This is a genomic window from Agromyces flavus, assembly GCF_900104685.1.
GTDB classification, from domain to species: Bacteria; Actinomycetota; Actinomycetes; order Actinomycetales; family Microbacteriaceae; genus Agromyces; species Agromyces flavus.
In genome coordinates this window covers 1620105-1644075 of record NZ_LT629755.1, presented here as the reverse complement: position 1 = coordinate 1644075, position 23971 = coordinate 1620105, and the positions used below count along the sequence as shown (strand labels likewise).

The 23971-nt window shown below is 71.8% G+C and carries 23 protein-coding genes; 15 read left to right on the top strand and 8 right to left on the bottom strand.

Annotated elements, in window-relative coordinates; all coding sequences use genetic code 11:
* Positions 1-156 precede the first annotated feature (156 nt).
* Positions 157-471, top strand: a complete 315-nt coding sequence (locus BLT99_RS07825) for a hypothetical protein (RefSeq protein WP_092670738.1) — start codon at positions 157-159, stop codon at positions 469-471.
* A gap of 64 nt (positions 472-535) precedes the next feature.
* Here the strand turns inward: BLT99_RS07825 and BLT99_RS07820 are convergent, their stop codons facing one another.
* Genes BLT99_RS07820 through BLT99_RS07800 form a run of 5 tightly spaced genes read right to left on the bottom strand, consistent with a single transcriptional unit; the run spans position 536 to position 5680 of the window.
* Positions 536-1348: a FadR/GntR family transcriptional regulator gene (locus BLT99_RS07820; RefSeq protein ID WP_092670736.1), complete on the bottom strand. Its 813-nt coding sequence runs from the start codon at positions 1346-1348 to the stop codon at positions 536-538.
* A gap of 9 nt (positions 1349-1357) precedes the next feature.
* Positions 1358-2149, bottom strand: coding sequence for a 3-oxoacyl-ACP reductase (locus BLT99_RS07815; RefSeq protein WP_166670932.1), 792 nt, complete (start codon positions 2147-2149; stop codon positions 1358-1360).
* Positions 2150-2164: 15 nt separating this feature from the next.
* A complete protein-coding gene (locus tag BLT99_RS07810; RefSeq protein WP_229724764.1) occupies positions 2165-3526 on the bottom strand; it encodes an aldehyde dehydrogenase family protein in 1362 nt (453 codons plus the stop codon).
* Positions 3523-4332 carry a gamma-glutamyl-gamma-aminobutyrate hydrolase family protein gene (locus BLT99_RS07805; RefSeq protein ID WP_229724765.1) on the bottom strand — a complete coding sequence of 270 codons (810 nt, stop codon included), beginning with the start codon at positions 4330-4332 and terminating at the stop codon, positions 3523-3525. The genes BLT99_RS07810 and BLT99_RS07805 overlap by 4 nt, the downstream gene beginning before the upstream one ends.
* Positions 4313-5680 (bottom strand): glutamine synthetase family protein, encoded by a 1368-nt coding sequence (locus BLT99_RS07800; RefSeq protein ID WP_092670730.1) that lies wholly within the window; start codon positions 5678-5680, stop codon positions 4313-4315. The genes BLT99_RS07805 and BLT99_RS07800 overlap by 20 nt, the downstream gene beginning before the upstream one ends.
* 223 nt (positions 5681-5903) lie before the next feature.
* Here BLT99_RS07800 and BLT99_RS07795 point away from each other — a divergent pair, with 223 nt between their 5' ends.
* The 3 genes from BLT99_RS07795 to BLT99_RS07785 all read left to right on the top strand — a co-directional run bounded on the left by BLT99_RS07795 (position 5904) and on the right by BLT99_RS07785 (position 10599).
* Positions 5904-7475, top strand: a complete 1572-nt coding sequence (locus BLT99_RS07795; protein ID WP_092670728.1) for an amino acid permease — start codon at positions 5904-5906, stop codon at positions 7473-7475.
* Positions 7476-7581: 106 nt separating this feature from the next.
* Complete coding sequence (locus tag BLT99_RS07790) at positions 7582-8937, top strand: adenylate/guanylate cyclase domain-containing protein (protein WP_197675529.1); 1356 nt, start codon at positions 7582-7584, stop codon at positions 8935-8937.
* A 225-nt stretch (positions 8938-9162) separates the two neighbouring features.
* Positions 9163-10599 (top strand): aspartate ammonia-lyase, encoded by a 1437-nt coding sequence (locus BLT99_RS07785; RefSeq protein ID WP_092675843.1) that lies wholly within the window; start codon positions 9163-9165, stop codon positions 10597-10599.
* 50 nt (positions 10600-10649) lie between these two features.
* Here the strand turns inward: BLT99_RS07785 and BLT99_RS07780 are convergent, their stop codons facing one another.
* Together BLT99_RS07780 and BLT99_RS07775 are read right to left on the bottom strand one after the other, a co-directional pair.
* Positions 10650-11525, bottom strand: a complete 876-nt coding sequence (locus BLT99_RS07780) for a fumarylacetoacetate hydrolase family protein (RefSeq protein ID WP_229724766.1) — start codon at positions 11523-11525, stop codon at positions 10650-10652.
* A gap of 95 nt (positions 11526-11620) precedes the next feature.
* Positions 11621-13114, bottom strand: coding sequence for an AlkA N-terminal domain-containing protein (locus BLT99_RS07775; RefSeq protein ID WP_092670726.1), 1494 nt, complete (start codon positions 13112-13114; stop codon positions 11621-11623).
* A 74-nt stretch (positions 13115-13188) separates the two neighbouring features.
* Between BLT99_RS07775 and BLT99_RS07770 the strand changes: the two genes are divergently transcribed.
* The 11 genes from BLT99_RS07770 to BLT99_RS07720 all read left to right on the top strand — a co-directional run bounded on the left by BLT99_RS07770 (position 13189) and on the right by BLT99_RS07720 (position 23659).
* Positions 13189-14586 carry an FAD-binding oxidoreductase gene (locus tag BLT99_RS07770; RefSeq protein WP_092670724.1) on the top strand — a complete coding sequence of 466 codons (1398 nt, stop codon included), beginning with the start codon at positions 13189-13191 and terminating at the stop codon, positions 14584-14586.
* A gap of 33 nt (positions 14587-14619) precedes the next feature.
* A complete protein-coding gene (locus BLT99_RS07765) occupies positions 14620-15774 on the top strand; it encodes a PrsW family intramembrane metalloprotease (RefSeq protein ID WP_092670722.1) in 1155 nt (384 codons plus the stop codon).
* A 68-nt stretch (positions 15775-15842) separates the two neighbouring features.
* Positions 15843-17138: a GAF domain-containing protein gene (locus BLT99_RS07760; RefSeq protein WP_092675837.1), complete on the top strand. Its 1296-nt coding sequence runs from the start codon at positions 15843-15845 to the stop codon at positions 17136-17138.
* A 109-nt stretch (positions 17139-17247) separates the two neighbouring features.
* Positions 17248-18771 (top strand): acetaldehyde dehydrogenase ExaC, encoded by a 1524-nt coding sequence (exaC, locus tag BLT99_RS07755; protein ID WP_092670720.1) that lies wholly within the window; start codon positions 17248-17250, stop codon positions 18769-18771.
* A 33-nt stretch (positions 18772-18804) separates the two neighbouring features.
* Positions 18805-19209, top strand: coding sequence for a DUF779 domain-containing protein (locus tag BLT99_RS07750; protein WP_092675834.1), 405 nt, complete (start codon positions 18805-18807; stop codon positions 19207-19209).
* A gap of 222 nt (positions 19210-19431) precedes the next feature.
* Positions 19432-19803, top strand: a complete 372-nt coding sequence (locus BLT99_RS07745; RefSeq protein WP_092670718.1) for an FKBP-type peptidyl-prolyl cis-trans isomerase — start codon at positions 19432-19434, stop codon at positions 19801-19803.
* Positions 19804-19981: 178 nt separating this feature from the next.
* On the top strand, positions 19982-20815 hold the full coding sequence (locus BLT99_RS07740) for a DUF4397 domain-containing protein (protein WP_092670716.1): 834 nt from the start codon (positions 19982-19984) through the stop codon (positions 20813-20815).
* Positions 20816-20820: 5 nt separating this feature from the next.
* A complete protein-coding gene (locus tag BLT99_RS07735) occupies positions 20821-21492 on the top strand; it encodes a class F sortase (protein ID WP_092670714.1) in 672 nt (223 codons plus the stop codon).
* 119 nt (positions 21493-21611) lie between these two features.
* Positions 21612-22181 carry an RNA polymerase sigma factor gene (locus BLT99_RS07730; protein WP_229724767.1) on the top strand — a complete coding sequence of 190 codons (570 nt, stop codon included), beginning with the start codon at positions 21612-21614 and terminating at the stop codon, positions 22179-22181.
* Positions 22162-22947, top strand: a complete 786-nt coding sequence (locus BLT99_RS07725) for an anti-sigma factor (RefSeq protein ID WP_229724768.1) — start codon at positions 22162-22164, stop codon at positions 22945-22947. Before BLT99_RS07730 ends, BLT99_RS07725 begins: the two co-directional genes overlap by 20 nt.
* Position 22948: 1 nt before the next feature.
* On the top strand, positions 22949-23659 hold the full coding sequence (locus tag BLT99_RS07720) for a lysoplasmalogenase (RefSeq protein ID WP_092670710.1): 711 nt from the start codon (positions 22949-22951) through the stop codon (positions 23657-23659).
* Here BLT99_RS07720 and BLT99_RS07715 read toward each other — a convergent pair.
* Positions 23598-23963, bottom strand: a complete 366-nt coding sequence (locus tag BLT99_RS07715) for a protealysin inhibitor emfourin (protein WP_092670708.1) — start codon at positions 23961-23963, stop codon at positions 23598-23600. The genes BLT99_RS07720 and BLT99_RS07715 overlap by 62 nt on opposite strands.
* Between the last annotated feature and the right edge of the window lie 8 nt (positions 23964-23971).

Sequence of the window (23971 nt, the reverse complement as noted above, 5' to 3'; positions counted from 1 at the left end):
GGGCTCCGATCGGTCGGCATGAGGGGGTCGGACGGATGCTACCGGGCCGCGGGCGGTCGCGTCAGCCGCCCCGCCGATCGGGGGGTTCGCCCCATACCGGCACTGCCCCGTGCCTCCGTAGCGTGGAGGCATCCGCATGAACAGGAGAACCAGACCATGACCACCGTCACCCCCGCACCGGCGCCCGTCAGCACCGGAGCCGCCGCGACCGATGTCGAGCAGCGCGGCTTCGCCGTCTCGAGCCTCGTGCTCGGGCTCGTCTCGATCGTGGCCGGCTTCACCTTCGTGGTGCCCGTCGCCGGTCTCGTGCTCGGCATCCTCGCACTCCGTCGCGAACCGTCGGCCCGGACGATGGCCATCTGGGGCATCGTGCTGAACGGCGTGATGCTCGCCGGCGTCGTGATCGCCGGGCTCGCCGCCGCGGTGTTCGGACTTGCGATGCTGCCGTTCCTGCCGCTCGTGTTCGTCTGATCACCGGCGCTCCGTGCTGACGACGCCCCGGCCTTCGGGGCCGGGGCGTCGTCATGCGCGGGGCTCACCCGTAGAAGCCGCGCAGCAGCGCCTCGGTGCCCTCCAGGTGCTCCGCCATGGCGTGCGCGGCGTCGTCGCCCGAGCCGCGCAGGATCGCGCCCACGATGGCGCGGTGCTGCTCGTCGGAGTGCAGGATGTTCGGCGCGAGGAGCGGGATGCCGTCGAGGAACGCGTTCACGCGCATCCGGACGTCGGCCATGAGCGGGATCACGCTCGGAGCCCCGAGCAGCTCGGCGATGAGCAGGTGGAAGCGCGAGTCGGCCGTGCGGTACTGGTCGGCGCCCGCGTCATGGCAGTCGCGGTACGCCTGCCAGAGGCGCTCGCGGTCGCCCGCCGTGAGCGGGCGCTCGGCGGCGCGGCGTGCCGACCCCACTTCGATCACGGCGCGCAGGGCGAGCGTGTCCTCGAGCTCGGTCGCGAGCGAGGCCGGATCTGCGGGTGGGGCGGGGGAGTGCGGCGTCGTGCGTTCGGGCGGGGCGTCCGCGACGAACGTGCCGCCGTACCGGCCGCGCCGCGACACCACCCATCCCGCCTCGGCGAGCGACGCGATCGCCTCGCGCAGCGTGTCGCGGCTGACCTCGAGCATGCCGGCGAGCTCGCGCTCCGGCGGCAGCCGGTCGCCGGGACCGATGAGACCCAGCCGGATCGACTGCAGCAGGCGCTGCACCGTCTCCTCGAAGGCGTTGGCGGGCCGGGCGGGCGTGAGCAGCAGGCCTGCGCTGAGCACCTCGGCGGGCTCGGGCGAGACGGGCACGGGCGCGGCCGGCTCCGCCGCGGCATCCGCCACGACCCGCTCGTCGCCCGCGCCCGTCTTCATCCTTCGAGCCTAGAGCGGCGTGACGTAGGCGGAGCTGATCCCGCCGTCGACCAGGAACGTCGAGCCCGTGATGAACGACGCGTCGTCGCTCGCGAGGAACGCCACGGCGGCGGCGAGCTCCTCCGGCTCGGCGAAGCGGCCGACGGGCACGTGCACGAGGCGGCGCTGCGCGCGCTCGGGATCCTTCGCGAAGAGCTCCTGCAGCAACGGGGTGTTCACGGGGCCGGGGCAGAGCGCGTTCACGCGGATGCCCTGGCGCGCGAACTGGACGCCGAGCTCGCGGCTCATCGCGAGCACGCCGCCCTTCGAGGCCGTGTACGAGATCTGCGACGTGGCGGAGCCGAGCACCGCGACGAACGAGGCCGTGTTGATGATCGAGCCGCGGCCCTGCGCGACCATATGGCGCAATGCCGCACGCGAGCAGAGGTACACGGACTTCAGGTTCACGTCCTGGACCTTCTGCCAGGCGGGCAGCTCGGTGGTCTCGATCGAGTCGTCGTCGGGCGGCGAGATGCCGGCGTTGTTGAACGCGATGTCGACCGAGCCGTAGACGCGCGCGGCTTCGTCGAACAGGTGGTCGACCTGGTCGGGGTCGGTCACGTCGACCTGCACGAAGAGGCCGTCGACGGCGGATGCCGCGGCGTCGCCCGCGGTCCGGTCGACGTCGCCGATCACGACCTTCGCACCCTCGGCGGCGAGCCGCTTGGCGGTCGCGAGGCCGATGCCCGACGCGCCGCCGGTGACGACGGCGACTCGCCCCGCGAGCCGTCGGGTGAGGTCGATGGGACTGAGGTCTGCCATGGTGCTCCTTGGTGATCAGGCGGATTCGACGGCGAAGAAGACGTTCTTGGTGTCGGTGAAGGCCAGCGGGGCGTCGGGGCCGAGCTCGCGCCCGAGCCCGGACTGCTTGAACCCGCCGAACGGCGTGGCGTAGCGCACCGACGAGTGCGAGTTGACCGACAGGTTGCCCGACTCGACGGCTCGCGCGACGCGGATGCCGCGGCTGAGGTCGCGGGTCCAGATCGAGCCGGACAGCCCGTACTCGGTGGCGTTGGCGAAGCGGACCGCGTCGGCTTCATCGTCGAACGGGAAGACCGAGACGACCGGGCCGAAGACCTCCTCGCGGGCGACTCGGGCGTCGCGCGCGGGGGTGAGCACGGTCGGCGGGAACCAGAAGCCGGGGCCGCCCGGCGCGGTGCCGCGGAATGCGACATCCGCGTCGTCCGGCACGAACGACGCCACGCGCTCGAGGTGCTCGCGCGCGACGAGCGGGCCCATCTCGGTCGTATCGTCGGCCGGGTCGCCGACCTTGACGCCGCGGACGGCCGGCTCGAGCAGCTCCATGAAGCGGTCGTAGACGCTGCGCTCGACCAGGATGCGACTGCGCGCGCAGCAGTCCTGCCCGGCGTTCTCGAAGACGCCGTAGGGAGCGGTGGCCGCCGCCTGCTCGAGGTCGGCGTCGGCGAACACGATGTTGGCGCTCTTGCCCCCGAGCTCGAGCGTCACGCGCTTCACCTGCGCGGCGCAACCGGCCATGATGTGCCGACCGACCTCGGTCGAGCCGGTGAACACGATCTTGCGGACGGTCTCGTTCGTCACGAACCGCTCGCCCACGACCGAGCCCTTGCCGGGGATCACCTGGAACAGGTGCTCGGGGAGGCCGGCCTCGAGGCCGAGCTCGGCCAGGCGCAGGCTGGTCAGCGGCGTCCACTCGGCGGGCTTGAGCACGACCGCGTTCCCCGCCGCGAGCGCCGGCGCGAAGCCCCACGAGGCGATCGTCATGGGGAAGTTCCACGGCGTGATCACGCCGACCACGCCGAGCGGCTCGTGGAACGTCACGTCCATCCCCCCGGCGACCGGGATCTGGCGTCCCGAGAGCCGCTCGGGCGCCGCCGCGTAGTACTCGAGCACGTTGCGCACGTGCCCGGCCTCGCCCCGCGCCTGCCCGACGGGGTGTCCCGAGTTGGCGACCTCGAGCGCCGCGAGCTCCTCGAGTGCGCCGTCCACCGCGTCGGCGAACCGCCGCAGCACCTTGGCACGATCGGCGGGCGCGGCGCGCGCCCAGTCCCGCTGGGCGCGGGCCGCGCGCTCGATCGCGACATCCGTCTCCTCGACGGTCGCGGCGTCGACCGTCGTCACGACGGTCCCGTCGGCGGGATTGACGATGGTGTGGGTCACTCGGACGTCCTTCCGGTGCGGTGGTGCCGCGCGGCCTCGACGAGGCCGGCGAACAGGCGGCGATCTGCGGCGTTCTCCTCGGGGTGCCATTGCACGGCGACGCCGAACGCGGCGCCCTCGAGCTCGACCGCCTCGATCACGCCGTCGTCGGTGCGCGCCGTGACGGCGAGGCCCTCGGCCACGCGGTCGATCGCCTGGTGGTGGTACACGTGCACGGGGACGGAGCCGTCGGGGTCTTCCGCGGTTCCGAGCATCGCGTCGAGCCGACTGCCGCGACCGACGCTGACGACCGTCTCGCCGAAGACCGCGGGCGCCGGCTGGTAGCCCTCGTGCCCGACGACGTCGGGCAGGTGCTGCACGAGCGTGCCGCCGAGGGCGACGTTGAGCATCTGCGCGCCGCGGCAGATGCCGAGGAACGGCACGTCGAGTTCGATCGCCGCCGTGAGCAGCGCGTCCTCCCACTCGTCGCGATCGGTGCGCGGAGCGCCCGTGCGGGCGTGCGGCTCCTGGCCGTAGCGCCGCGGATCGACATCGGCGCCGCCCGAGACGATGAGGCCGTCGAGCGAGCCCAGTACGCGGCGGGCGATGTCGGGGCTCGCGGGCTGCGGCGGCAGCAGCACGGCGATGCCGCCGGCGTCCGTCACCGCGTCGAGGTACACCTTCGGCAGGAACGACGCGGGGACGTCCCACACACCCGTCTGCGAGCGCTCGAGGTAGGTCGTGACACCGATGAGGGGTGCGGTGGCCTCGGAGGTCGGCGCAGCGGCATCCGTCGCCCGGCCGGCCTCAGAGGCGCTCGAAGCCACGGACCCGCTCCCAGTCGGTGACGGCCGCATCGTAGGCCGCGAGCTCGACGCGCGCGTTGTTGAGGTAGTGCTCGACGACCTCGTCGCCGAACGCCTCGCGGGCGATGGCGGAGCCGGCGAACAGGTCGGCCGCCTCGCGCAGCGTCGGGGGAACGCGTTCGACGTCGCTCTCGTACGCATTGCCGACGAACACGTCGCCGGGGTCGAGCTCGTGGTCGATGCCGTGCAGGCCGGCGGCGATGAGCGCGGCGACCGCGAGGTACTGGTTCACGTCGCCGCCCGGCACGCGGTTCTCGACCCGCATCGAGTGGCCGTGTCCCACCACGCGCAGCGCGCATGTGCGGTTGTCGAGGCCCCACGCGATCGCGGTCGGGGCGAAGCTGCCCGCGACGTACCGCTTGTACGAGTTGATGTTCGGCGCCGAGAAGAGCGTCAGTTCGCGCATCACGGCGAGCTGGCCGCCGAGGAAGTGCTTGAACATCGTCGACATGCCGCGCTCGTCGGCGTCGTCGGCGAACACCGCGCTGCCGCCCTCGCCGCGCAGCGAGATGTGGATATGGCAGCTGTTGCCCTCGCGTTCGTTGAACTTGGGCATGTACGTGAGCGACTTGCCGTGCCGGTCGGCGATCTCCTTGGCGCCGTTCTTGTAGATCGAGTGGTTGTCGCACGTGCCGAGCGCGTCGGTGTACCGGAACGCGATCTCCTGCTGGCCGAGGTTGCACTCGCCCTTCACGCCCTCGCAGTACATGCCGGCCCCGTCCATGGCGTTCCGGATGTCGCGCAGCAGCGGTTCCATCCGCGTCGATGCGAGCAGCGCGTAGTCGATGTTGTAGTCGCTCGCGGGCGTGAGGTCGCGATAGCCCTTGCGCCAGGCGTCGCGGTACGAGTCGTCGAAGACGATGAACTCCAGCTCGGTGCCGACGTATGCGGTGAGGCCGCGCTCGGCGAGCCGTTCGAGCTGGCGCTGCAGGATGCGACGGGGCGAGGCCTCGACGGGACGGCCGTCGAGCCACTGCAGGTCGGCGGTGACGAGCGCGGTGGCCTCGAGCCAGGGTGCCATCCGCAGCGTGGAGAGGTCGGGGACGAGCGCCATGTCGCCGTAGCCGCGTTCCCAGCTCGACATCTCGTACCCGTCGACGGTGTTCATCTCGACGTCGACCGCGAGCAGGTAGTTGCACGCCTCCGCGCCGTGCAGCGCGATCTCCTCGAGGAACAGCCGCGCCGACGTGCGCTTGCCGACCAGCCGGCCCTGCATGTCGGTGAAGGCGACGACGACGGTGTCGACGTGCCCGTCGGCCACGGCCGAGCGCAGGCCGTCGAGAGTCAGGAAACCGGTGGGTGCCGCCATCTCGGCGCCTCCTTGCGTGGGGGAATGGTCGGGTTCGGCGACCATTACATCACGCGCCCGCGCATCGGGACCAGACGCGAATCCCGGGATCTCGGGCATTCCGACGAAGATGGATCCGAAAAAGGTCTGTACGGGCAACCATTGCGGGCCCTATCATGTGGCGCACCCACCATCGCACCCGCGCCCGCCCCCAGAGGCCCGCGCGATGACGAACAGGAGCGCCATGGCGAAAGACACCCTGAAGGTCTCGGGCGTGACGTACACGACCGCCGACCAGGGATACTTCGAGAAACGCAAGCTCACCCGCGCCGCGGGCGTGTGGGGCCTCTGGGGCCTCGCGGTCGCCGCGGTCATCTCCGGCGACTTCTCGGGCTGGAACTTCGGCATCGACTTCGCGGGCTTCGGCGGCATGCTGATCGCCTTCGCGATCCTCGTCGTCATGTACTACGGCCTGATCTTCTCGATCGGCGAGATGGCCTCGGCCATGCCCCACACGGGCGGCGCCTACTCGTTCTCGCGGGCCGCCATGGGACCCTGGGGCGGCTTCGTCACCGGTCTCGCCGAAACCATCGAGTACGTCGCGACCACCGCGGTGATCGTCTTCTTCTCCGCCTCCTACGCCGACGCCATCACGAGCGAGCTGCTCGGGTTCTCCATGCCCGGCTGGCTCTGGTGGATCATCCTGTACGCCGTCTTCATCGGCATCAACGCGGCCGGCGCGAACATCTCGTTCAAGTTCGCGATCGTCGTGTCGATCATCTCGATCGCGATCCTCCTGGTCTTCAGCGTCATGGCGATGTTCTCGGGCGAGTTCTCGTGGGACAAGCTGTTCGATATCGCGCCCGACCCGGGCCAGACCGCGTTCCTGCCGCACGGCGTGCTGCCCATCCTGTTCGCGCTGCCCTTCGCGATGTGGTTCTTCCTCGGGATCGAGGAGCTCCCGCTCGCCGCCGAGGAGTCGCACGATCCGGTGCGCGACATCCCGCGCGCGGGAATCATCGCCCGTGCGACGCTCATCGTGACGGGCCTGCTGGTGCTGTTCCTCAACACCGGCGTGCTCGGTGCGGAGGCGACGGGCGTGGCCGGCGAGCCGCTGCTCGACGGGTTCCGGGCGATCGTCGGCGACGAGCTCGCGGCCCTGCTGGCGCTCTTCGCGCTCATCGGACTGCTCGCGTCGCTGCAAGGCATCATGTTCGCCTACGGGCGCAACATGTACTCGCTCTCGCGCGCGGGCTATTACCCGAAGTTCCTCTCGCTCACGGGCAAGCGGCAGACCCCGTGGGTCGCGCTCGTCGCGGGCGCCGTGATCGGCTTCATCGCCCTCGTCGTGCTCGACCTGCTGGCGCAGGCCGACGCCGAGGGTGCGGGCGCCGTCGCGGGCGCGATCGTCCTGAACATCGCGGTGTGGGGTGCGGTGCTCGCGTACCTGCTGCAGATGGTCGCGTTCGTGATCCTGCGCCGGAAGTACCCGAACGCGAAGCGCCCGTACCGCAGCCCGTGGGGCGTGCCCGGAGCGGTCGCCGCTGCCGTGATCGCGGCACTCATCTTCCTGGGGTTCCTGCTCAACCCGACCTTCGTGCCGGCGATCATCGCCATCGCGGTGGTGTACGCCGTCATGCTCATCGGCTTCGGCGTGTACGGCCGGCACCGGCTCGTCCTGTCGCCCGAGGAGGAGTACGCGGTCTCCGGCGGCCTCCATGGCGACCCGCAGGTCGAGGGGTACGGGGGAGAGGTCGAGGAGGAGCTCCTCGCCTCCGACGGCGTCGACGCCCCGGCCGACGAGACGAAGGGCTGACCGGCCGGGCTTCGGCCCACCGGCGCGGCGCGCCGGACCGCGAGGCGGCGGGACGTGGGGGCGTCCCGCCGCCTCGGCGCTACGCTGGCGCCGGGAGGGGGACGCGATGGCGATGTGGCTCTCGGGCGGACCGGAGCCGCGGTACGCGCGAAGCGATGAGGGCGACGTCGCGTACCAGGTGTTCGGGCACGGCCCTCGCGACCTGCTGCTGATCGGCAACTGGGCCAGCAACATCGAGATCATGTGGGAGCACCCCACGATGGCGCGTTACCTCGAGCGCCTCGGCCGGTTCGCGCGCGTCATCTGCTTCGACAAGCGCGGCGTCGGGTTGTCCGATCCGGTTCCCATGGGCGCGCTGCCGACGCTCGAGCAGTGGGTGGACGACGCCCGTGGCGTCCTCGACGCCGCCGGCTCGGAGCAGGTCGCGATCCTCGGCGATGCGGAGGGCGGCCCCATGGCCATGATGTTCGCCGCGACGCATCCGCAGCGCACCCGGGCACTGGTGCTCGTGAACTCGTTCGCGCGCATGCTGCGTGCGGACGATTACCCGATCGGCATGCCGGAGGCATCGTCCGAGAAGCTGCTCGAGGAGTGGCAGCCCGCGTGGGGCACCGGGAGCGTGCTGCGCCTCTCGGCACCGACCGTCGCCGACGATCCGCAGCTGCAGCGCTGGGTCGCGCGCTACGGCCGGCTGTCGGCCTCACCGCGGACCTCCACGCGCATCTATCGATGGGTGCTCCATGTCGACGTCCGGTCGATCCTGCCGAGCATCAAGGCGCCGACGCTCGTCGTGCACAAGGCCGGGAATCGGCACTACCGCCCGGCGATGGGTCGGTTCCTCGCCGAGGGCATCCCCGATGCGAAGTACGTCGAGGTGCCGGGAGCGGACTGGTACCCGGCGTTCGTCGACTCGGACGGGATCCTCGACGCGGTCGAGGAGTTCCTGACGGGCGACCGCCCGGCGGTCGCCGACGACCGCGTCCTCGCGACCGTGCTCTTCACCGACATCGTCGGCTCGACCGACGCCGCGGCGCGCCTCGGCGACCAGCGATGGCTCGAGTTGAAGACGGCGCACGACGAGCTGGTCCGCGCGGAGCTCGATCGGTACCGGGGCCGTGAGATCGCGACCACGGGGGACGGCTTCCTCGCGATCTTCGACGGTCCGGCCCGTGCGGTGCGCTGCGCCACGGACATCGCGGCGGCCGTCCGCTCGCTCGGCATCGACATCCGCGCCGGCCTGCACAGCGGCGAGGTCGAACTGCGGGAGGGCCAGGTCGCGGGCATCGCGGTGCACATCGCCGCCCGCGTCCTCGCGCTCGCCGGTCCGGGGCGCGTGCTCGTGTCGGGAACCGTGAAGGACCTCGTCGTCGGATCCGGCATCCGATTCGTCGACCGGGGCTCGCATGCCCTGAAGGGCGTGCCCGACGAGTGGCGGCTCTTCGAGGTGGCGGAGCGCTCCTGACGAGTCGGCGCACGAATCGTGCGGCCATCGCCGGAACCGCGCACGAACCGACCGCGCGGTGCCGGAACGCGCCGGAGGGCCCGGCGGTAGGCTCGAGGGGAACCGCGCGGCGATCCCGTGCACACCCGAGGCGATGGAGCCACCGTGTCGATGACCCGACCTGACCACCAGACCGTGCTGACCCAAGGACGGGAGGACGAGGTGTTCCAGACCAGCCACGGACCGATGCGGACCGAGACCGACTCGCTCGGCTCGGTCGACGTGCCGGCCGACGCGTATTGGGGCGTGCACACCAAGCGGGCGCTCGACAACTTCCCCATCTCCAAGCGCCCGATCTCGGTCTATCCCGAGCTCGTCGTCGCGTTCGCCCAGGTCAAGCAGGCCGCGGCGCGCGCCAACAAGGAGGTCGGCGCGCTCGAGCCCCAGAAGCAGGTCTGGATCGACGAAGCCTGTCAGCGCATCATCGACGGCGAGTTCCACGACCAGTTCGTGGTCGGCGTCATCCAGGGCGGCGCGGGCACCTCGACCAACATGAACGCGAACGAGGTCATCACCAACGTCGCGCTCGAGATCGCCGGGTACCCCAAGGGCCGGTACGACATCCTGCACCCCATCGACGACGTCAACCGCAGCCAGTCGACGAACGACACCTACCCGACCGCGATCAAGCTGTCCATGACGGCGTCGCTCACGACGATGCTCTCCGAGCTCGACCAGCTGCGCATCGCGTTCGGCCGCAAGGGCCGCGAGTTCCACGACATCCTCAAGGTCGGCCGCACCCAGCTGCAGGACGCCGTTCCGATGACGCTCGGCCAGGAATTCCACGGATTCGCCACGACGCTCGGCGAGGACATCGCGCGGCTCCGCGAGACGATCAAGCTGCTCTCCGAGGTCAACCTCGGCGGCACGGCCGTCGGCACGGGCATCACCGCCGATCCCGGGTACGCCGCCGCCGTGGTGCGCCACTTGAGCGAGATCGCCGGCCAACCGCTCGAGACGGCCCCCGACCTCGTCGAGGCCACGAGCGACACCGGCGTGTTCATGACGTTCTCGAGCGCGCTCAAGCGCAGCGCGATCAAGCTGTCGAAGATCTGCAACGACCTCCGACTGCTGTCCTCGGGTCCCCAGGCGGGCCTCGGCGAGATCCACCTCCCGCCGCGGCAGGCGGGTTCGAGCATCATGCCGGGCAAGGTGAACCCGGTCATCCCCGAAGCCGTGAGCCAGGTGGCGTACGCGGTCGCCGGCGCGGATGTCACGGTCATGATGGCCGCCGAGAACGGCCAGCTCCAGCTCAACGCGTTCGAGCCCGTGATCGCGCACTCGCTGCTGCAGTCGATCACGTGGATGCGACAGGCCTGCTGGACGCTCCGGGTCAACTGCGTCGACGGCATCAGCGCGAACGTCGAGCACCTCGAGTCGCAGGTCGCCTCGAGCGTCGGCGTGATCACCGCGCTCATCCCGTTCATCGGCTACACCGAGGCGGCGAAGCTGGCCAAGGCCGCGCTCGCCACGGGGCGCCCCGTCGCCGACCTCGTGGTCGAGGCGAATCTCATGACCCGCGAGGACGTCACGCGTCACCTCGCGCCGTCGCGGCTCTCGGGTGCGCAGCCGATCACGCAGGCGATCCCCGTCATCGAGCGCAAGGGCGAGCCGAGCGACTGACCCGCCGGGGCCACCGGCACGCGCGCCCGACGGGAGTGGGCGAGTGCGGGTCAGACGACGCGGCAGTGCGTCGTCAACGACCCGATGCCCTCGATCGTGACGGTCACGCTCGAGCCGTCGCGCAGGAAGACCTGCGGGTTGCGCGAGTAGCCGGCGCCGCCCGGGCTGCCGGTCGAGATCAGGGTGCCGGGCGGGATGGTCGAGGTGCGCGAGAGGTAGGAGATGATCTCGGCCACGCTGCGGACCATCTCGTTGGTCGAGGCGTCCTGCAGGACGTGCCCGTCGACGTTCGTCGTGAGCCACAGGTCCTGCGGATCGGCGATCTCGTCGGCGGTCACGACGACCGGGCCCGTCGGCGTGAAGCCGTCGAACGACTTGCAGCGCGACCACTGGGCTTCGCTGAACTGGATATCGCGTGCCGTGATGTCGTTCACGACCGTGTATCCCCACACGTAGTCGAGCGCGTCGCGCACGGCCACGTCCTTCGCGGGGCGGCCGATGATGACGCCGAGCTCGGCCTCGTAGTCGACCTGGGTCGCGACATCCCCCGCCCAGGTCGTCGTGGCGCCGTGGCCGCTGAGCGAGTTCGGCCAGAGCGAGAAGATGGTCATCGCCGTCTCGGAGCGCAGCTTCAGCTCGGACGCGTGCGCGGCGTAGTTCGCGCCGATCGCGAGCACCTGTGCGGGGCGGAGGACGGCCGAGGAGTGGCGCAGCTGCGCGACGGGCGTGGTCGCGGGGCCGTCGGCCATCGCGCCGGAGACCGCGTCGCGGACCGCGTCGAGCGCGTCGGGCCCGCGTTCGATGAGGCACTGCAGGTCGAGCGGGGGGTCGCCCATGACCTCGTCGAGGAAGAGCGCGTCGTCGCCGATCACCGCCGCGAGTCGTGGGGTCGTCTGGCCTTCGACTCGGAGGTGTGCGAACTTCACCCGTCTAGGCTATCGGCCGCCGATTCGGCCATGCTGTGCGGGAGGTACAACGAAACCGCCCCGACGCTCCTCGATGGCGACAACCGCGGGTGTGGTCAGGCGGATGCCGCGGCCCGCCACAGGTGCATCGATGCGTAGCTCCGCCACGGCGCCCATCGCTCGCCGTGCGCCGCCAGCGCCTTGGCGTCGCCGGGCAGTCCGAGTCGCACCGCCCCGTTGCGCAGCGCGAGGTCGGAGACGAGCAGTTCGTCGGGTTCTCGCGTGACGCGCATGGCGAGGTAGCCGGCGGTCCAGGGTCCGATTCCCGGGATCGCGAGGAGGTCGGCGCGCAACTGGGCGCGCTCGCACTCGGCCGCGACGACGAGCTCGCCCGTGGCCAGTCGCGTGCTCACGTCGACGATGGTGCGGATGCGGGTGGCGGGACCGCGCAGGACCTCGGCGCCGTGCTCGGCGATGGCCTCGGGCGGAGGGAAGAGCGTGCGCGTCCGGCCGTCGAACTCGACTCGCTCGCCGAGCTCGGCCGCGAGCCGCGTCAGGGCGGTCCGCGCGGCGGCGACGGACACCTGCTGGCCGATGAGCGCACGCACGACGAGTTCGTGGGGGTCGAGTGTGCCGGGCATGCGCAGGCCGGGGGTCGCCGCGATCGAGGGGGCGAGGACGGGATCGGCGGCGAGCGCCGCATCGATCGCGGTCGCGTCGGCGTCGAGGTCGAACAGCCGGCGGACGCGCGCGACGAGCGGCGCGAGGTCGGTGAGGCTCGCGAGCCGCGCCTCGACGTCGAGCGCGGGGGAGTCGGGCACGGCGGCGAGTCGAACGAGCGCCGGACCGGAGGGGAGGGCGAGCGTTCGCTCGTAGTGCGTGGGCCCGGCCTCCTCGACACCGGCCAGCGCGCGGTCGCCGAGCCAGGCGAAGACGCCCGCCGCATCGAAGGGCGCCCGGGCCGGGAGGCGCAACCGCACTGTGCCGGCGTCCGCGACCGGGGTCGCGCGTCGCGCGGTCGCCCGGAGCTCGAGCGGGCTGCGCTCGTACACGGCGCGGATGGTGTCGTTGAACTGCCGGATGCTGCCGAATCCCGACGCGAAGGCGACGTCGGCCACGCGCATGGAGGTCGAGGTCAGCAGCGCGCGGGCGGTCTGCGCCCGGTGGGCACGGGCGAGTGCGAGCGGCCCGGCGCCGAGCTCCGCCGCGAGCACCCGCGTGAGGTGGCGGGGCGTGTAGCCGAGTCGCGCGGCGAGACCCGGCACGCCGTCGCGCTCGACCACGCCGTCGGCGATGAGCCGCATCGCGCGCGCCGCGAGGTCGTCGCCCAGGTCCCACTCGGGCGACCCGGGCACGGCGTCGGGCAGGCATCGCTTGCAGGCGCGCAGCCCGGCCTCATGGGCCGCCGCGGCCGTGCGGTAGAAGGTCACGTTCGACGGCTTCGGGGGTGCGGCGGGGCAACTGGGCCGGCAGTAGATGCCGGTCGAGTGCACGCCGGTGATGAACCATCCGTCGAACCGGTCGTCGCGTGCGAGCATCGCGCGGTACCGCTCCGCGAACGCGGGGTCGGCGAGCGGGTCGGCGGTCGGCTCGGCCGTCATGGTGGTCATGACACCAGCGTCGCACGCGCCGCCGACGTGGAGTAGCGGAAATCGGACCTGACGACGGCGGCTACGCTGGCGGCATGCCCACCGCCGCTGTCGACCAGCTCACCTCCCTCCTCGGCGACGCGGTGGTGACCGGCGGGCCCGAGCTCGCCGCGGTGCGCGAGGACCGCTCCGGTTGGCGCAGCCCGCACCCGGCCCTCGCGGTCGTGCACGCGGCATCCGTCGAGGACGTGCAGGCCGTGATGCGCATCGCGAGCTCCACCGGGACCCCGGTGGTGCCCCGCGGCGCCGGTACGGGACTCGCGGGCGGAGCGATCTCGAGCGACGGGTCGATCGTGCTCGACCTGGCGCGGATGGATCGCATCCTCGAGATCTCGGAGGTCGACCAGCTCGCGGTCGTTGAGGCCGGCGTGCTCAACGGCGACCTCGATCGCGCAGCGAGGGAGCGTGGACTGTGGTTCGCGCCCGATCCGGCCAGCCGCGCCATCTCGTCGATCGGCGGCAACATCGCGACGAACGCCGGGGGCCTGCTCTGCGCGAAGTACGGCGTCACGCGCGAGTCGGTCCTGGGCCTCGCCGCGGTGCTCGCCGACGGCACGCTGCTCCGCACGGGGCACCGCACGGTGAAAGGCGTCACCGGCTACGACCTCACGGCGCTGCTGACCGGCTCGGAGGGCACCCTCGCGATCATCGTCGAGGCCACGGTGCGACTGCTCCCGCTCGTGGTCGGCGAGACCCACACGGTCGCCGCCGCCTTCCCCGACGTCGAGGCCGCGGGTGTCGCGGTCGGCGGCGTCGCGGGTGCTCGCATCCGCCCGGCGTTGCTCGAGCTCATCGATCCCGTCGGGCTGGCACGCGTGACCGAGCACCTCGGCGCGGCCGCGCTCGTGGGCACGCCGCTGGCCGACTTCGCACCCGGCGAGACGTTCCTCCTCGCGCAGTGCGACGCGGGCGACGCGGCCGCGGACGCCGAGGCGATCGCCCACGTCTTCGAGGCCGCGGGCGGACGCGTGGTCCGCTCGACGGATGCGGCGACGGGCGAGCGCCTGCTCGACATCCGCCGCGCGATGCACCCCGCGCTCGCCTCGCGCGGCAACGTGCTCATCGAGGACGTCGCGGTGCCGCGCTCGCGCCTGCCCGAGATGTTCCGCGCGATCGCGGACATCGGGGCGCGCTACGAGGTCGAGATCCCCACGCTCGCGCACGCGGGCGACGGCAACCTGCACCCGAACTTCGTGTTCGAGGGCGACGAGGTGCCGGAACGCATCTGGGCCGCGGCCGACGAGCTGTTCCGCACCGGGGTCCGGCTCGGCGGGACCCTCACCGGCGAGCACGGCGTGGGCCTGCTGAAGCGCCGCTGGCTCGCCGAGGAGGTCGGCGACACGTCCGTCGAACTGCAGCGCCGGATCAAGGAGGTGTTCGACCCGCGGGGCATCCTGAACCCCGGCGTGATGTTCGACCCCGTCAAGCCCTGAACTGACGTGGGCGGCCGTCGATAGGCTTCGGGCGTGAGCCTCACGCCGAGCCCCGCTCCCGGTCCCCAGTCGTACGTGCCCGCGTGGCCGCCGGCAGCGCCCCGCCGTCGCGGGGTCGGCGCCGGATGGATCATCGCGTTCGCGATCGCCGGACTCGTCGCCCTCCTCGTCCTCGGCTACCTGGCCGTCTCGCTCGGCGTCTCGGTGGTCGCGACCGGCACGCTGCTGGCGGTCGTCCCGCTCGTGATCGTGCTCCTCGCGATCCGCTGGGTCGACCGGTGGGAGCCCGAGCCGCGCTGGGCGCTCTGGTTCGCGTTCCTGTGGGGTGCTGCGGTCTCGGTCGCGATCGCGCTCGTCGTCGACCTCGGCGTGCAGCTGTTCGCCGCACTGTCGGGGCCCGCGGGCGCCACGGGCGACGAGGCGGTCGGAGCGGTGGTGCAGGCCCCGATCGTCGAGGAACTCGCGAAGGGCGTCGGCGTCCTGCTCATCTACGCGTTCTCGCGGTCGCACTTCGACGGGCCGGTCGACGGGCTCGTGTACGCCGCGACGGTCGCGGCCGGCTTCGCCTTCACCGAGAACATCCTCTACTTCGGCGTCGCGCTCATCGAGGGCGGGGCGGGCGAGCTCGGCATGACCTTCCTGGTGCGCGGCATCTTCTCGCCGTTCGCGCACGTGCTCTTCACGGCCTGCACCGGCGTCGCGATCGGCATCGCCGCGAGTCGTGGCGGCGGGCCGCGCGTGATCGGATGGTTCCTCCTCGGCCTCGTCGCCGCCATCCTTCTGCACGCATTCTGGAACGGTTCGCTCGCCTTCGCCGACGCCTTCGCGCTCTACTTCACCGTGCAGGTGCCGATCTTCATCGCGGCGATCGTGCTCACGATCCTGCTGCGGCGGCGCGAGCAGGCCGTCACGCGCCGGCGACTCGCCGAGTACGCCGCGGCGGGATGGTTCAACGCCGACGAGGTGGCCGGGCTGTCGACTCCCGCGGGGCGCCGTGCCGCGCTCGCATGGGCACGCGCGCAGCATCCGCCGCGCACGGCAGAGGTGAAGCGCTTCATCGCGGATGCCACGCGCCTGGCCTTCACCCGGAACGCGCTGGCGACCGGCCGCGGCGACGTGCGTCGCTTCGAGGACGAGCGGGCGCTGCTCGACGCCGTGACCCGCGACCGGCAGGCGATCTCCGCCTGAGCCACGGTCCGCCGCGCGGTCTATGCTTGCCGCATCCGCAATCGAGGGTGATCGGAGACGGCGTGAGCATGCCGACCGGGTCGGAGCACGCAGGCGCAGCCGGCGACCTGCGCGACCGACTGCTGCGCGCCCAGCAGGACGCGATCGCGACCGGAGTGGTCCCGCTGACGCTGCGTCCCGTCGTCCGGGAATCGTGGGAGCGCGCCATCCGCGGCGCCATCGATCCCGACCGGGCGTTGCCCGCGATCGAGCTCGACGAGGATGCGTTCCGGCAGTACCGTTCGTCGCACGCCCTCGCGTCGGTCATGCCGGTGATCCGTCGACTGCTCGTCGACGGGGCCGATGACGCGGGGCTGGTCGTCGCGGTCGGCGACGCCGACGGCCGCCTGCTCTGGGTCGAGGGCGACGCCCACCTCCGGCGCCGGGCCGAGGACATGCTGTTCGTCGCCGGCGCCGACTGGTCCGAGCGGCGGATCGGCACGAGCGCGCCGGGCACGGCGCTGCAACTCGACCGCGCGGTGCAGATCCGCGGCGCCGAGCACTACAACCGCATCGTGCACCCGTGGAGCTGCACGGCGGCGCCGGTGCACGATCCGGCGAACGGGGCGCTGCTCGGCGTCATCGACATCACCGGCACCGACCACGCCGTCGCTCCCCACACCATGTCGCTCGTGCAGGCGACGGTCGCCGCGGTCGAGGCCGAGCTGCGGATCGCGAACCTCGAATCCACCGTGCACGCGACGCTGCGGCGGTCGCGCATGGCCGCCGTCCCGGGGGCCAGGCCGACGCGCACGCCACTCACCGTGCTCGGCGAGCAGCGCTCCCGCCTCGGGTCGCACGAGCTGAGCCCACGGCACGCCGAGATCCTGACGCTGCTCGCGTGGAACCCGCGCGGCATCAGTGCCGAGCGCCTCGCCGCGTTGCTGTACGAACGCGACGCGTCGCCGGTGACGCTCCGAGCCGAGATCACGCGCCTGCGTCGCGTGCTCGAGTCGGCGGGCGAACCACCGCTGGAATCGCGGCCGTATCGCCTCGCCCGCGAGCTCGATCTCGACGCCGCTCGGGTTGCGAGGCTGGTCGGCCAGGGCTCCCTGCGCAAGGCGGTCGAGCAGTACCCCGGCCCCGTGCTGCCCGCATCGACCGCGCCCGGCATCGTCGAACTGCGCGACGAGCTCGCGAGCCGCGTCCGCGAGTCCCTCCTGGCCGACGCATCGCCCGAGCTGCTCCTCGCATGGGCCGAGCGCGACGAGCATCGGTACGACGTCGAGCTGTGGCGGACGTGCCTCGAGCTGCTTCCGCCGCGCTCGCCCCGCCGCGCGTCGGTCGTGGCGCACCTGGAGCGCATCGAGTCCGCACTGCGCTGACTGCAACCTCCCTGCAACCCTCGGGCAACCGAGGCGCAACGCCTGCGCGCCTAGCGTGACGGACGCCCCGTTTCGAGGGCACCTGACGACGACGTCATGAGGAGACACGATGACCGTGTACGCCGCGCCCGGCACCACCGGCGCACTGATCCAGTTCAAGCCCCGCTACGAGCACTTCATCGGGGGCGAGTGGGTGAAGCCGCTCGACGGCGCCTACTTCGACGACATCTCACCGGTGAACGGCAAGCCGTTCACCGAGGTCGCGCGCGGCACGGCCGCCGACATCGAGGCGGCGCTCGACGCGGCCCACCGCGCGGCGCCCGCCTGGGGCCGGACGAGCGCCGCGCACCGGGCCGGCATCCTGAACGCCATCGCCGACCGCATCGACCAGAACCGCGAGCTGCTCGCGGTCGCCGAGACGTGGGACAACGGCAAGTCGATCCGCGAGCCGCTCAACGCCGACCTGCCGCTCGCGAGCGACCACTTCCGCTACTTCGCGAGCCTCATCCGTGCCCAGGAGGGCAGCTTCACCCAGCTCGACGAGGACACGGTCGCCTACCACTTCGACGAGCCGCTCGGCGTGGTCGGCCAGATCATCCCGTGGAACTTCCCGCTGCTCATGGCCGTGTGGAAGCTCGCGCCGGCGCTCGCCGCCGGCAACGCGGTCGTGCTCAAGCCCGCCGAGCAGACTCCCGTGTCGATCCTCGTGCTCGTCGAGCTCATCGCCGACCTGCTGCCGGCGGGGGTCCTGAACGTCGTGAACGGCTTCGGCGTCGAGGCGGGCAAGCCGCTCGCCTCCTCGAACCGCATCCGCAAGATCGCCTTCACCGGTGAGACCACGACGGGCCGACTCATCCTGCAGTACGCATCGAACAACATCATCCCGTCGACCGTCGAGCTCGGCGGCAAGAGCCCCAACATCGTGTTCGAGTCGGTCGCCGACCGACGCGACTCGTTCTACGACAAGGCGCTCGAGGGCTTCAGCCTCTTCGCGTTCAACCAGGGCGAGGTCTGCACCTGCCCGAGCCGATCGCTCATCCAGAAGTCGATCTACGACACGTTCCTCGACGACGCGATCGAGCGCACCAAGCAGGCGCGCCAGGGCAACCCGCTCGACACCGAGACGCAGGTCGGCGCTCAGGCCTCCAACGACCAGCTCGAGAAGATCCTGAGCTACATCGACATCGGCAAGCAGGAGGGCGCGAAGCTGCTGCTCGGCGGCGAGCGCGTCGACCTCGGCGGCGATCTCAGCGACGGCTACTACGTCGCGCCGACGATCTTCGAAGGCGAGAACCGCATGCGGCTGTTCCAAGAGGAGATCTTCGGCCCCGTCGTCGCGGTCACGAGCTTCCGCGACTACGACGACGCGATCTCGATCGCGAACGACACGCTCTACGGGCTCGGCGCCGGCGTCTGGAGCCGCAACGGCAACGAGGCGTATCGCGCGGGCCGCGACATCCAGGCTGGTCGCGTGTGGGTCAACAACTACCATGCGTACCCCGCGGGCGCGGCGTTCGGCGGCTACAAGTCCTCGGGCATCGGTCGCGAGAACAACAAGCAGGCGCTCGCCCACTACCAGCAGACGAAGAACCTCCTCGTCAGCTACAGCGAGAACCCGCTCGGGTTCTTCTGATCCGGATGGCACTGATCTGAGATGGTGCAGTCCATGTCGATCGACCAGCTGACGGGCCGCGTGGTCGCGTCCATCACGATCGAGGGCGACGTCTCGCCGCGGGTGGAGCTCACGCCCGCGGCGAGCGTCCTGCTCGCGACGCTGTGGGCGAAGCACGGTCCGCTCATGTTCCACCAGTCCGGCGGATGCTGCGACGGCAGCGCCCCGATGTGCTACCCGGCCGGCGACTTCGCGACCAGTGCGGCCGACGTGCTGCTCGGCGAGCTCGACCTCGGCTCGGGTCGCATCGTGCCGTTCTGGATGTCGGCCGAGCAGTTCGGCTACTGGCGGCACACCCACCTCACGGTCGACGTCGTCCCCGGACGCGGGAGCGGGTTCTCGCTCGAGGCGCCCGAGGGGGTGCGCTTCCTCATCCGCTCGCGGCTCATGAAGGAGTGAGCCGCGCATCGAACCCGCACCACGGGGCGGCGATCGCCCGCCTGCCTGTTGTTCCGTCACGCTTCCGTACACGGAAAAACTCGTCGCCCTGTGGTGTGGCAATGCCGACATCTCTACGGGGCGACGAGTCTTTAGGGCTTCAGACTGCAAGATGTTCGCGGTTGGCGCAAGTGCGTGGTGGACGGTTGTCCGCCGGGCCCGGTTTCCGTTTGGATGGTGCGCATGACTGACACCAACAGCAAGCCCGAGGTCGACGCTCCCGAGGGTCCGGCACCCGCCGACCTGGTCATCGAGGACATCGTCGTGGGCGACGGCCCCGAGGCGACGCCCGGCTCGACGGTCGACGTGCACTACCTCGGCGTCGAGTACGAGACCGGCGAGGAGTTCGACTCCTCGTGGAGCCGCGGCCAGTCCATCAACTTCCCGCTGCAGGCGCTGATCTCCGGCTGGCAGGAGGGCATCCCCGGCATGAAGGTCGGCGGTCGCCGCAAGCTCACCGTCCCGCCGCACAAGGCGTACGGCCCCGCGGGCGGCGGGCACCAGCTCTCGGGCAAGACGCTGATCTTCGTGATCGACCTGCTCGGCGTGAGCTGACGCGCCGCGACATCCGCTTCACCCGAAGGCCGGCCGGACCACCTGGTCCGGGCCGGCCTTCGCCGTGTGCGCTCGAGGAATCTCCATTCAGGTGCATCCAGATCGCCCGTCGCCCCGGAAGTAGGTGGTGACAGGCAATCTCGACGCTCCGCCTCGCGGGGCCGACCTGGAGGGAACCATGAACAAGATCCTCATCGCCGGGCTCGGCGCGGGCGCGCTCGTCGCCCTGGGCGCCGTGGCACCGGCCAACGCCGCCGAGGACGCGGCGATGCTCTCGGTGCTCCACGGCGTGCCCGACCTGACGGTCGACGTGTACGTCGACGACGAGCTGACGCTCGACGACTTCGCGCCCGGCGACCTCGCCGGTCCGCTCGAACTGCCGGCCGGTACGTACTCGGTCGCGATCACGGCATCCGACGCCGCGGACGCGTCCGATCCGGCGATCGGGCCCGTCGACCTCACGCTCGAGGCAGGCGGCAACTACACCGCCGTCGCGCATCTCGACGTCGAGGGCAACCCGACGGCGACGCTCTTCACCAACGACGTCTCCGAGATCCCGGCCGGGCAGGGCCGGCTGACCGTCCGCCATGTCGCGGCCGCTCCGGCGGTCGACGTGCTCGCGGGCGGCGAGGCCGTCGTCTCCGGGCTGGAGAACCCGCGCGAGGCGACGCTCGATCTCCCGGCCGGCACCGTGTCCGCGTCGATCGCCGCAGCGGGCACGACCGAGCCCGTTCTCGGCCCGGCCGACGTCGAGGTCGCCGAGGGCACGCTGACCATCGCCTACGCGTGGGGCAGCCTCGACGACGGCAACCTGGCGCTCGCGGTCCAGACCGTGGCAGGGATGCACTCGAGCCCTGACGGCGTGCCCGCGGGATCCGCTGGTCTCGTCGCGACGAACTCGCCCGAGCAGCAGATGCGGCTCTGGGCGGCGATCGGCTTCGGCGCACTCGCGATGCTCGCGCTCGCCGTGGTGGGCGTCCGGCGGATCGCGACCGCGAAGGCGGAGCGCTGATCCGCATGCCGGGTTCGGAGGTCGTGGCCGGGGGGATCGGGCCCCTGGTCGCGGCCTCCGTCGTGGTCGGCCTGATGGCCGGGTGCACCGCGCCGCCGCCGGGGATCGGCGGCGCGGTGGCATCCGACCCGCCGCAAGCCGTCTCGGAACCCGCGGCGGCCGCCACGCCGGCCCCGCTGCCGGACATCCCGCGACAGTCGGCCGCTCTCGACGACCAGCCCGCCGCTCCGCCCGAACCGACGCGGCTCGAGGTGCCGGCGCTCGGCATCGACGTCTCCGTGAGACCGGTCGGGCTGGACAACCAGGGGCGCATGGGCCTCTTCGAGGACCCGGCGATCGCCGCCTGGTACCGATGGGGCCCGGCGCCAGCGAGTGCGGCCGGATCGACCGTCATCGCGGCGCACGTCGATTCGCTCACCTACGACGTGCTCCCGTTCGCGCGGCTGAAGGACGCGGCACCCGGCACCGAGGTCGTCGTGACGGATGCGGCGGGCGAGCGTCATGCGTACGCGGTCGAGTCGATGCAGGTGATCGAGAAGGCCGACGTCGACTGGGACGCCGCCTTCGACCGATCCGGTGCGCCGCGTCTCACGCTCGTGACGTGCGGCGGCGAATTCGACTACGCGAACCGCCGCTATCTCTCGAACCTCGTGGTGACGGCCGTTCCCGCCACCTGAACGGATGGAGCGTCGCTATGCTGATGCCGGTGCCGCCGGTGATCGTGCCCGCGCCGCCCGCGCCCGTCGCCCATGACGCGGGGCGTCTCGACGGTCCACGAAGGGGTGAACGTCACGCGGTGACCACGACCTCATTCGCCGACCTCGACGACCAGGAGCTCGCGAGGGTCTTCGCCTCGGGTGACGAGCGAGCGCTCCGCGAGGCGTACGCCCGCTGGTCCGCACTGGTGTTTCGCCTCGCGCTCCGATCGCTGGGCGATCGCTCCGACGCTGAAGACGTGACGCAGCAGGTGTACATCTCGGCGTGGCGCGGTCGGCACACGTTCGACCTGGCCCGCTCGAGCCTGAGCGCGTGGCTCGTGGGCATCACGAAGCACCGCATCGCCGATGCGCACGAGGCGCGGTCTCGCGCCCGTCGCCTCGAGGAGACGCTCGTCTCCGAGGCGACGATCGGCCCCACGGCCGCCGATGACGACCTCGCCGAGCGGGTCATGGTGGCCGAGGAGCTGGAGCGCCTCGAGCCCGTGCCGAGACGCGTCATGCAGCTGGCGTTCTACGACCAGCTCAGCCACTCGCAGATCGCGGAGGCCATGGGGCTCCCGATCGGCACGGTGAAGAGCCATGTCCGACGCAGCCTGACCCGGCTGCGCACACGATGGGAGGTGGATGATGGACCACATCGAGCCTGACGAGCTCGCCGTGCTCGCGCTCGACGGCCGCGAGCCCGATGACGCGGCCCGTGCCCACCTCGACGCGTGCGCGGAGTGCCGCACCGAGTACGACGCGCTCGTGCGCACGGTCGCGCTCGGACGCGGCGGCGCGAGCGATGACGGATTCGACGCACCGCCGTCCTCCGTGTGGGCGGGCATCCACGCCGAGCTGGGCCTCGCGCCCGAACTGGCGACCGACCCGCTCGCACCCCAGCCGCTCGACGAGTCCGCCGATTTGGAACCCGAGCCGCGGCCGGTCGCCCCGCTCACCGCCCGGCCTCGGCGCGCATGGTGGCCGGTCGCCTTGGCGGCGGCCGTGGGTGGAATCCTCGCCGGCGTCGGGATCGGCATCGCGCTCGCCGGACTCGGCACCGACGGCGGATCTCCGGCGCCGCAGCCCACGTCCGTGGTGCTCGCGAGCGCCGACCTCGCCGCATTCCCCGGCTGGGACGACGCGACGGGTCACGCGACGGTCGAGGAGGATCCCGGAGGCGGCCGGTCGATCGTCGTCGACCTCGACGCCGCCGTCCCCGCGGGCGACGTCCGCGAGGTGTGGCTCATCAGGTCGGATGCCTCGGGGCTGGTGAGCCTCGGCCTCCTCGAGGGATCGTCGGGGCGCTTCTCGGTCCCCGACGGCATCGACCTCTCCGAATACCCGCTCGTCGACGTGTCCGCCGAGCCCGTCGACGGCGACCCGGCCCACTCGGGGGATTCCATCGTCCGCGGCGAGCTGACGGAGACCTGACGTGCCGCTGCCCTTCGTGCCCTATGCCGTGCTGTCCGCGGTGCACCTCGTGGTGCTGGTCGGCGGTCTCGACGGTGCGGCCGTGACCGTCACCAAGCTCCTCCTGATGCCGGCGCTCGCCGTGGCGGTGCTCTGGTTGGGCCGGGGACGTCGTCGCTCCGCGACGATCGTGCTGCTGCTCGCCGCGATCGGGCTCTCCTGGGCGGGGGATGCCGCGCTCACCGGGTCCGGCGCGACCTGGTTCATCGTCGGCCTGCTGTGCTTCCTCGCCGCGCACCTCGCCTACGTCGTGCTGTTCGCGCGCGAGTCGCGTGGCGGAGGGCGGTTCCCCGCATGGACCGCCGTGTACTTGGCCTGGTACGCGGGCTTCCTCGCGCTGCTGGCGCCGCACCTCGGCGCGCTCATCGCCCCGGTCGCCGCCTACGGGCTCGTGCTCGGCGCCATGGCGGCGTTCGCCGGACGCGTCGGAGGGCTCGTCGCCGTCGGCGGCGCGCTGTTCGTCGTGTCCGACACGATCCTGGCCCTGGGTCGCTTCCTGCCGGGCTACGAGTTCGCAATGCACGACCTCGTCGTGATGTCGACCTACCTCGGCGCGCAGTGGCTCATCGCGTTCGGCGTGCTGCGACGGTCGCGCGACCTGACCGGTGAGCTCAGCAGCCGGGCTTCGGCCGCCGCCGTGCCGACGGCGGCCCCGACGACGGATCGGAGTTGACCGGCGGGCGGTCGTCGGCGGTGGGGCGGGGTGCCCGTTCGGGTTCGGCGACATCCCGCACACGGTCGACGAGGTCGCGCCACGGCCCGGTGACCTGCCGCTCGGCGAGGGTCTCCTCGTGCGGCTCGCACCGGATCCGGTACGTGTAGCGATCGGGCTCCAGCGGCGCCTCGGGCGTCTCGCCCCACGGGAGGCGCTCGATGAGGAGCACCCATTCCTCGGGGTCGGGCTGGTCGTCGACGTTCACCGTCCACGAGAGCCGGAGCCCTGCGATGCCGCCGCTGCGAACGACCTCGACATCCATGGGGCCGA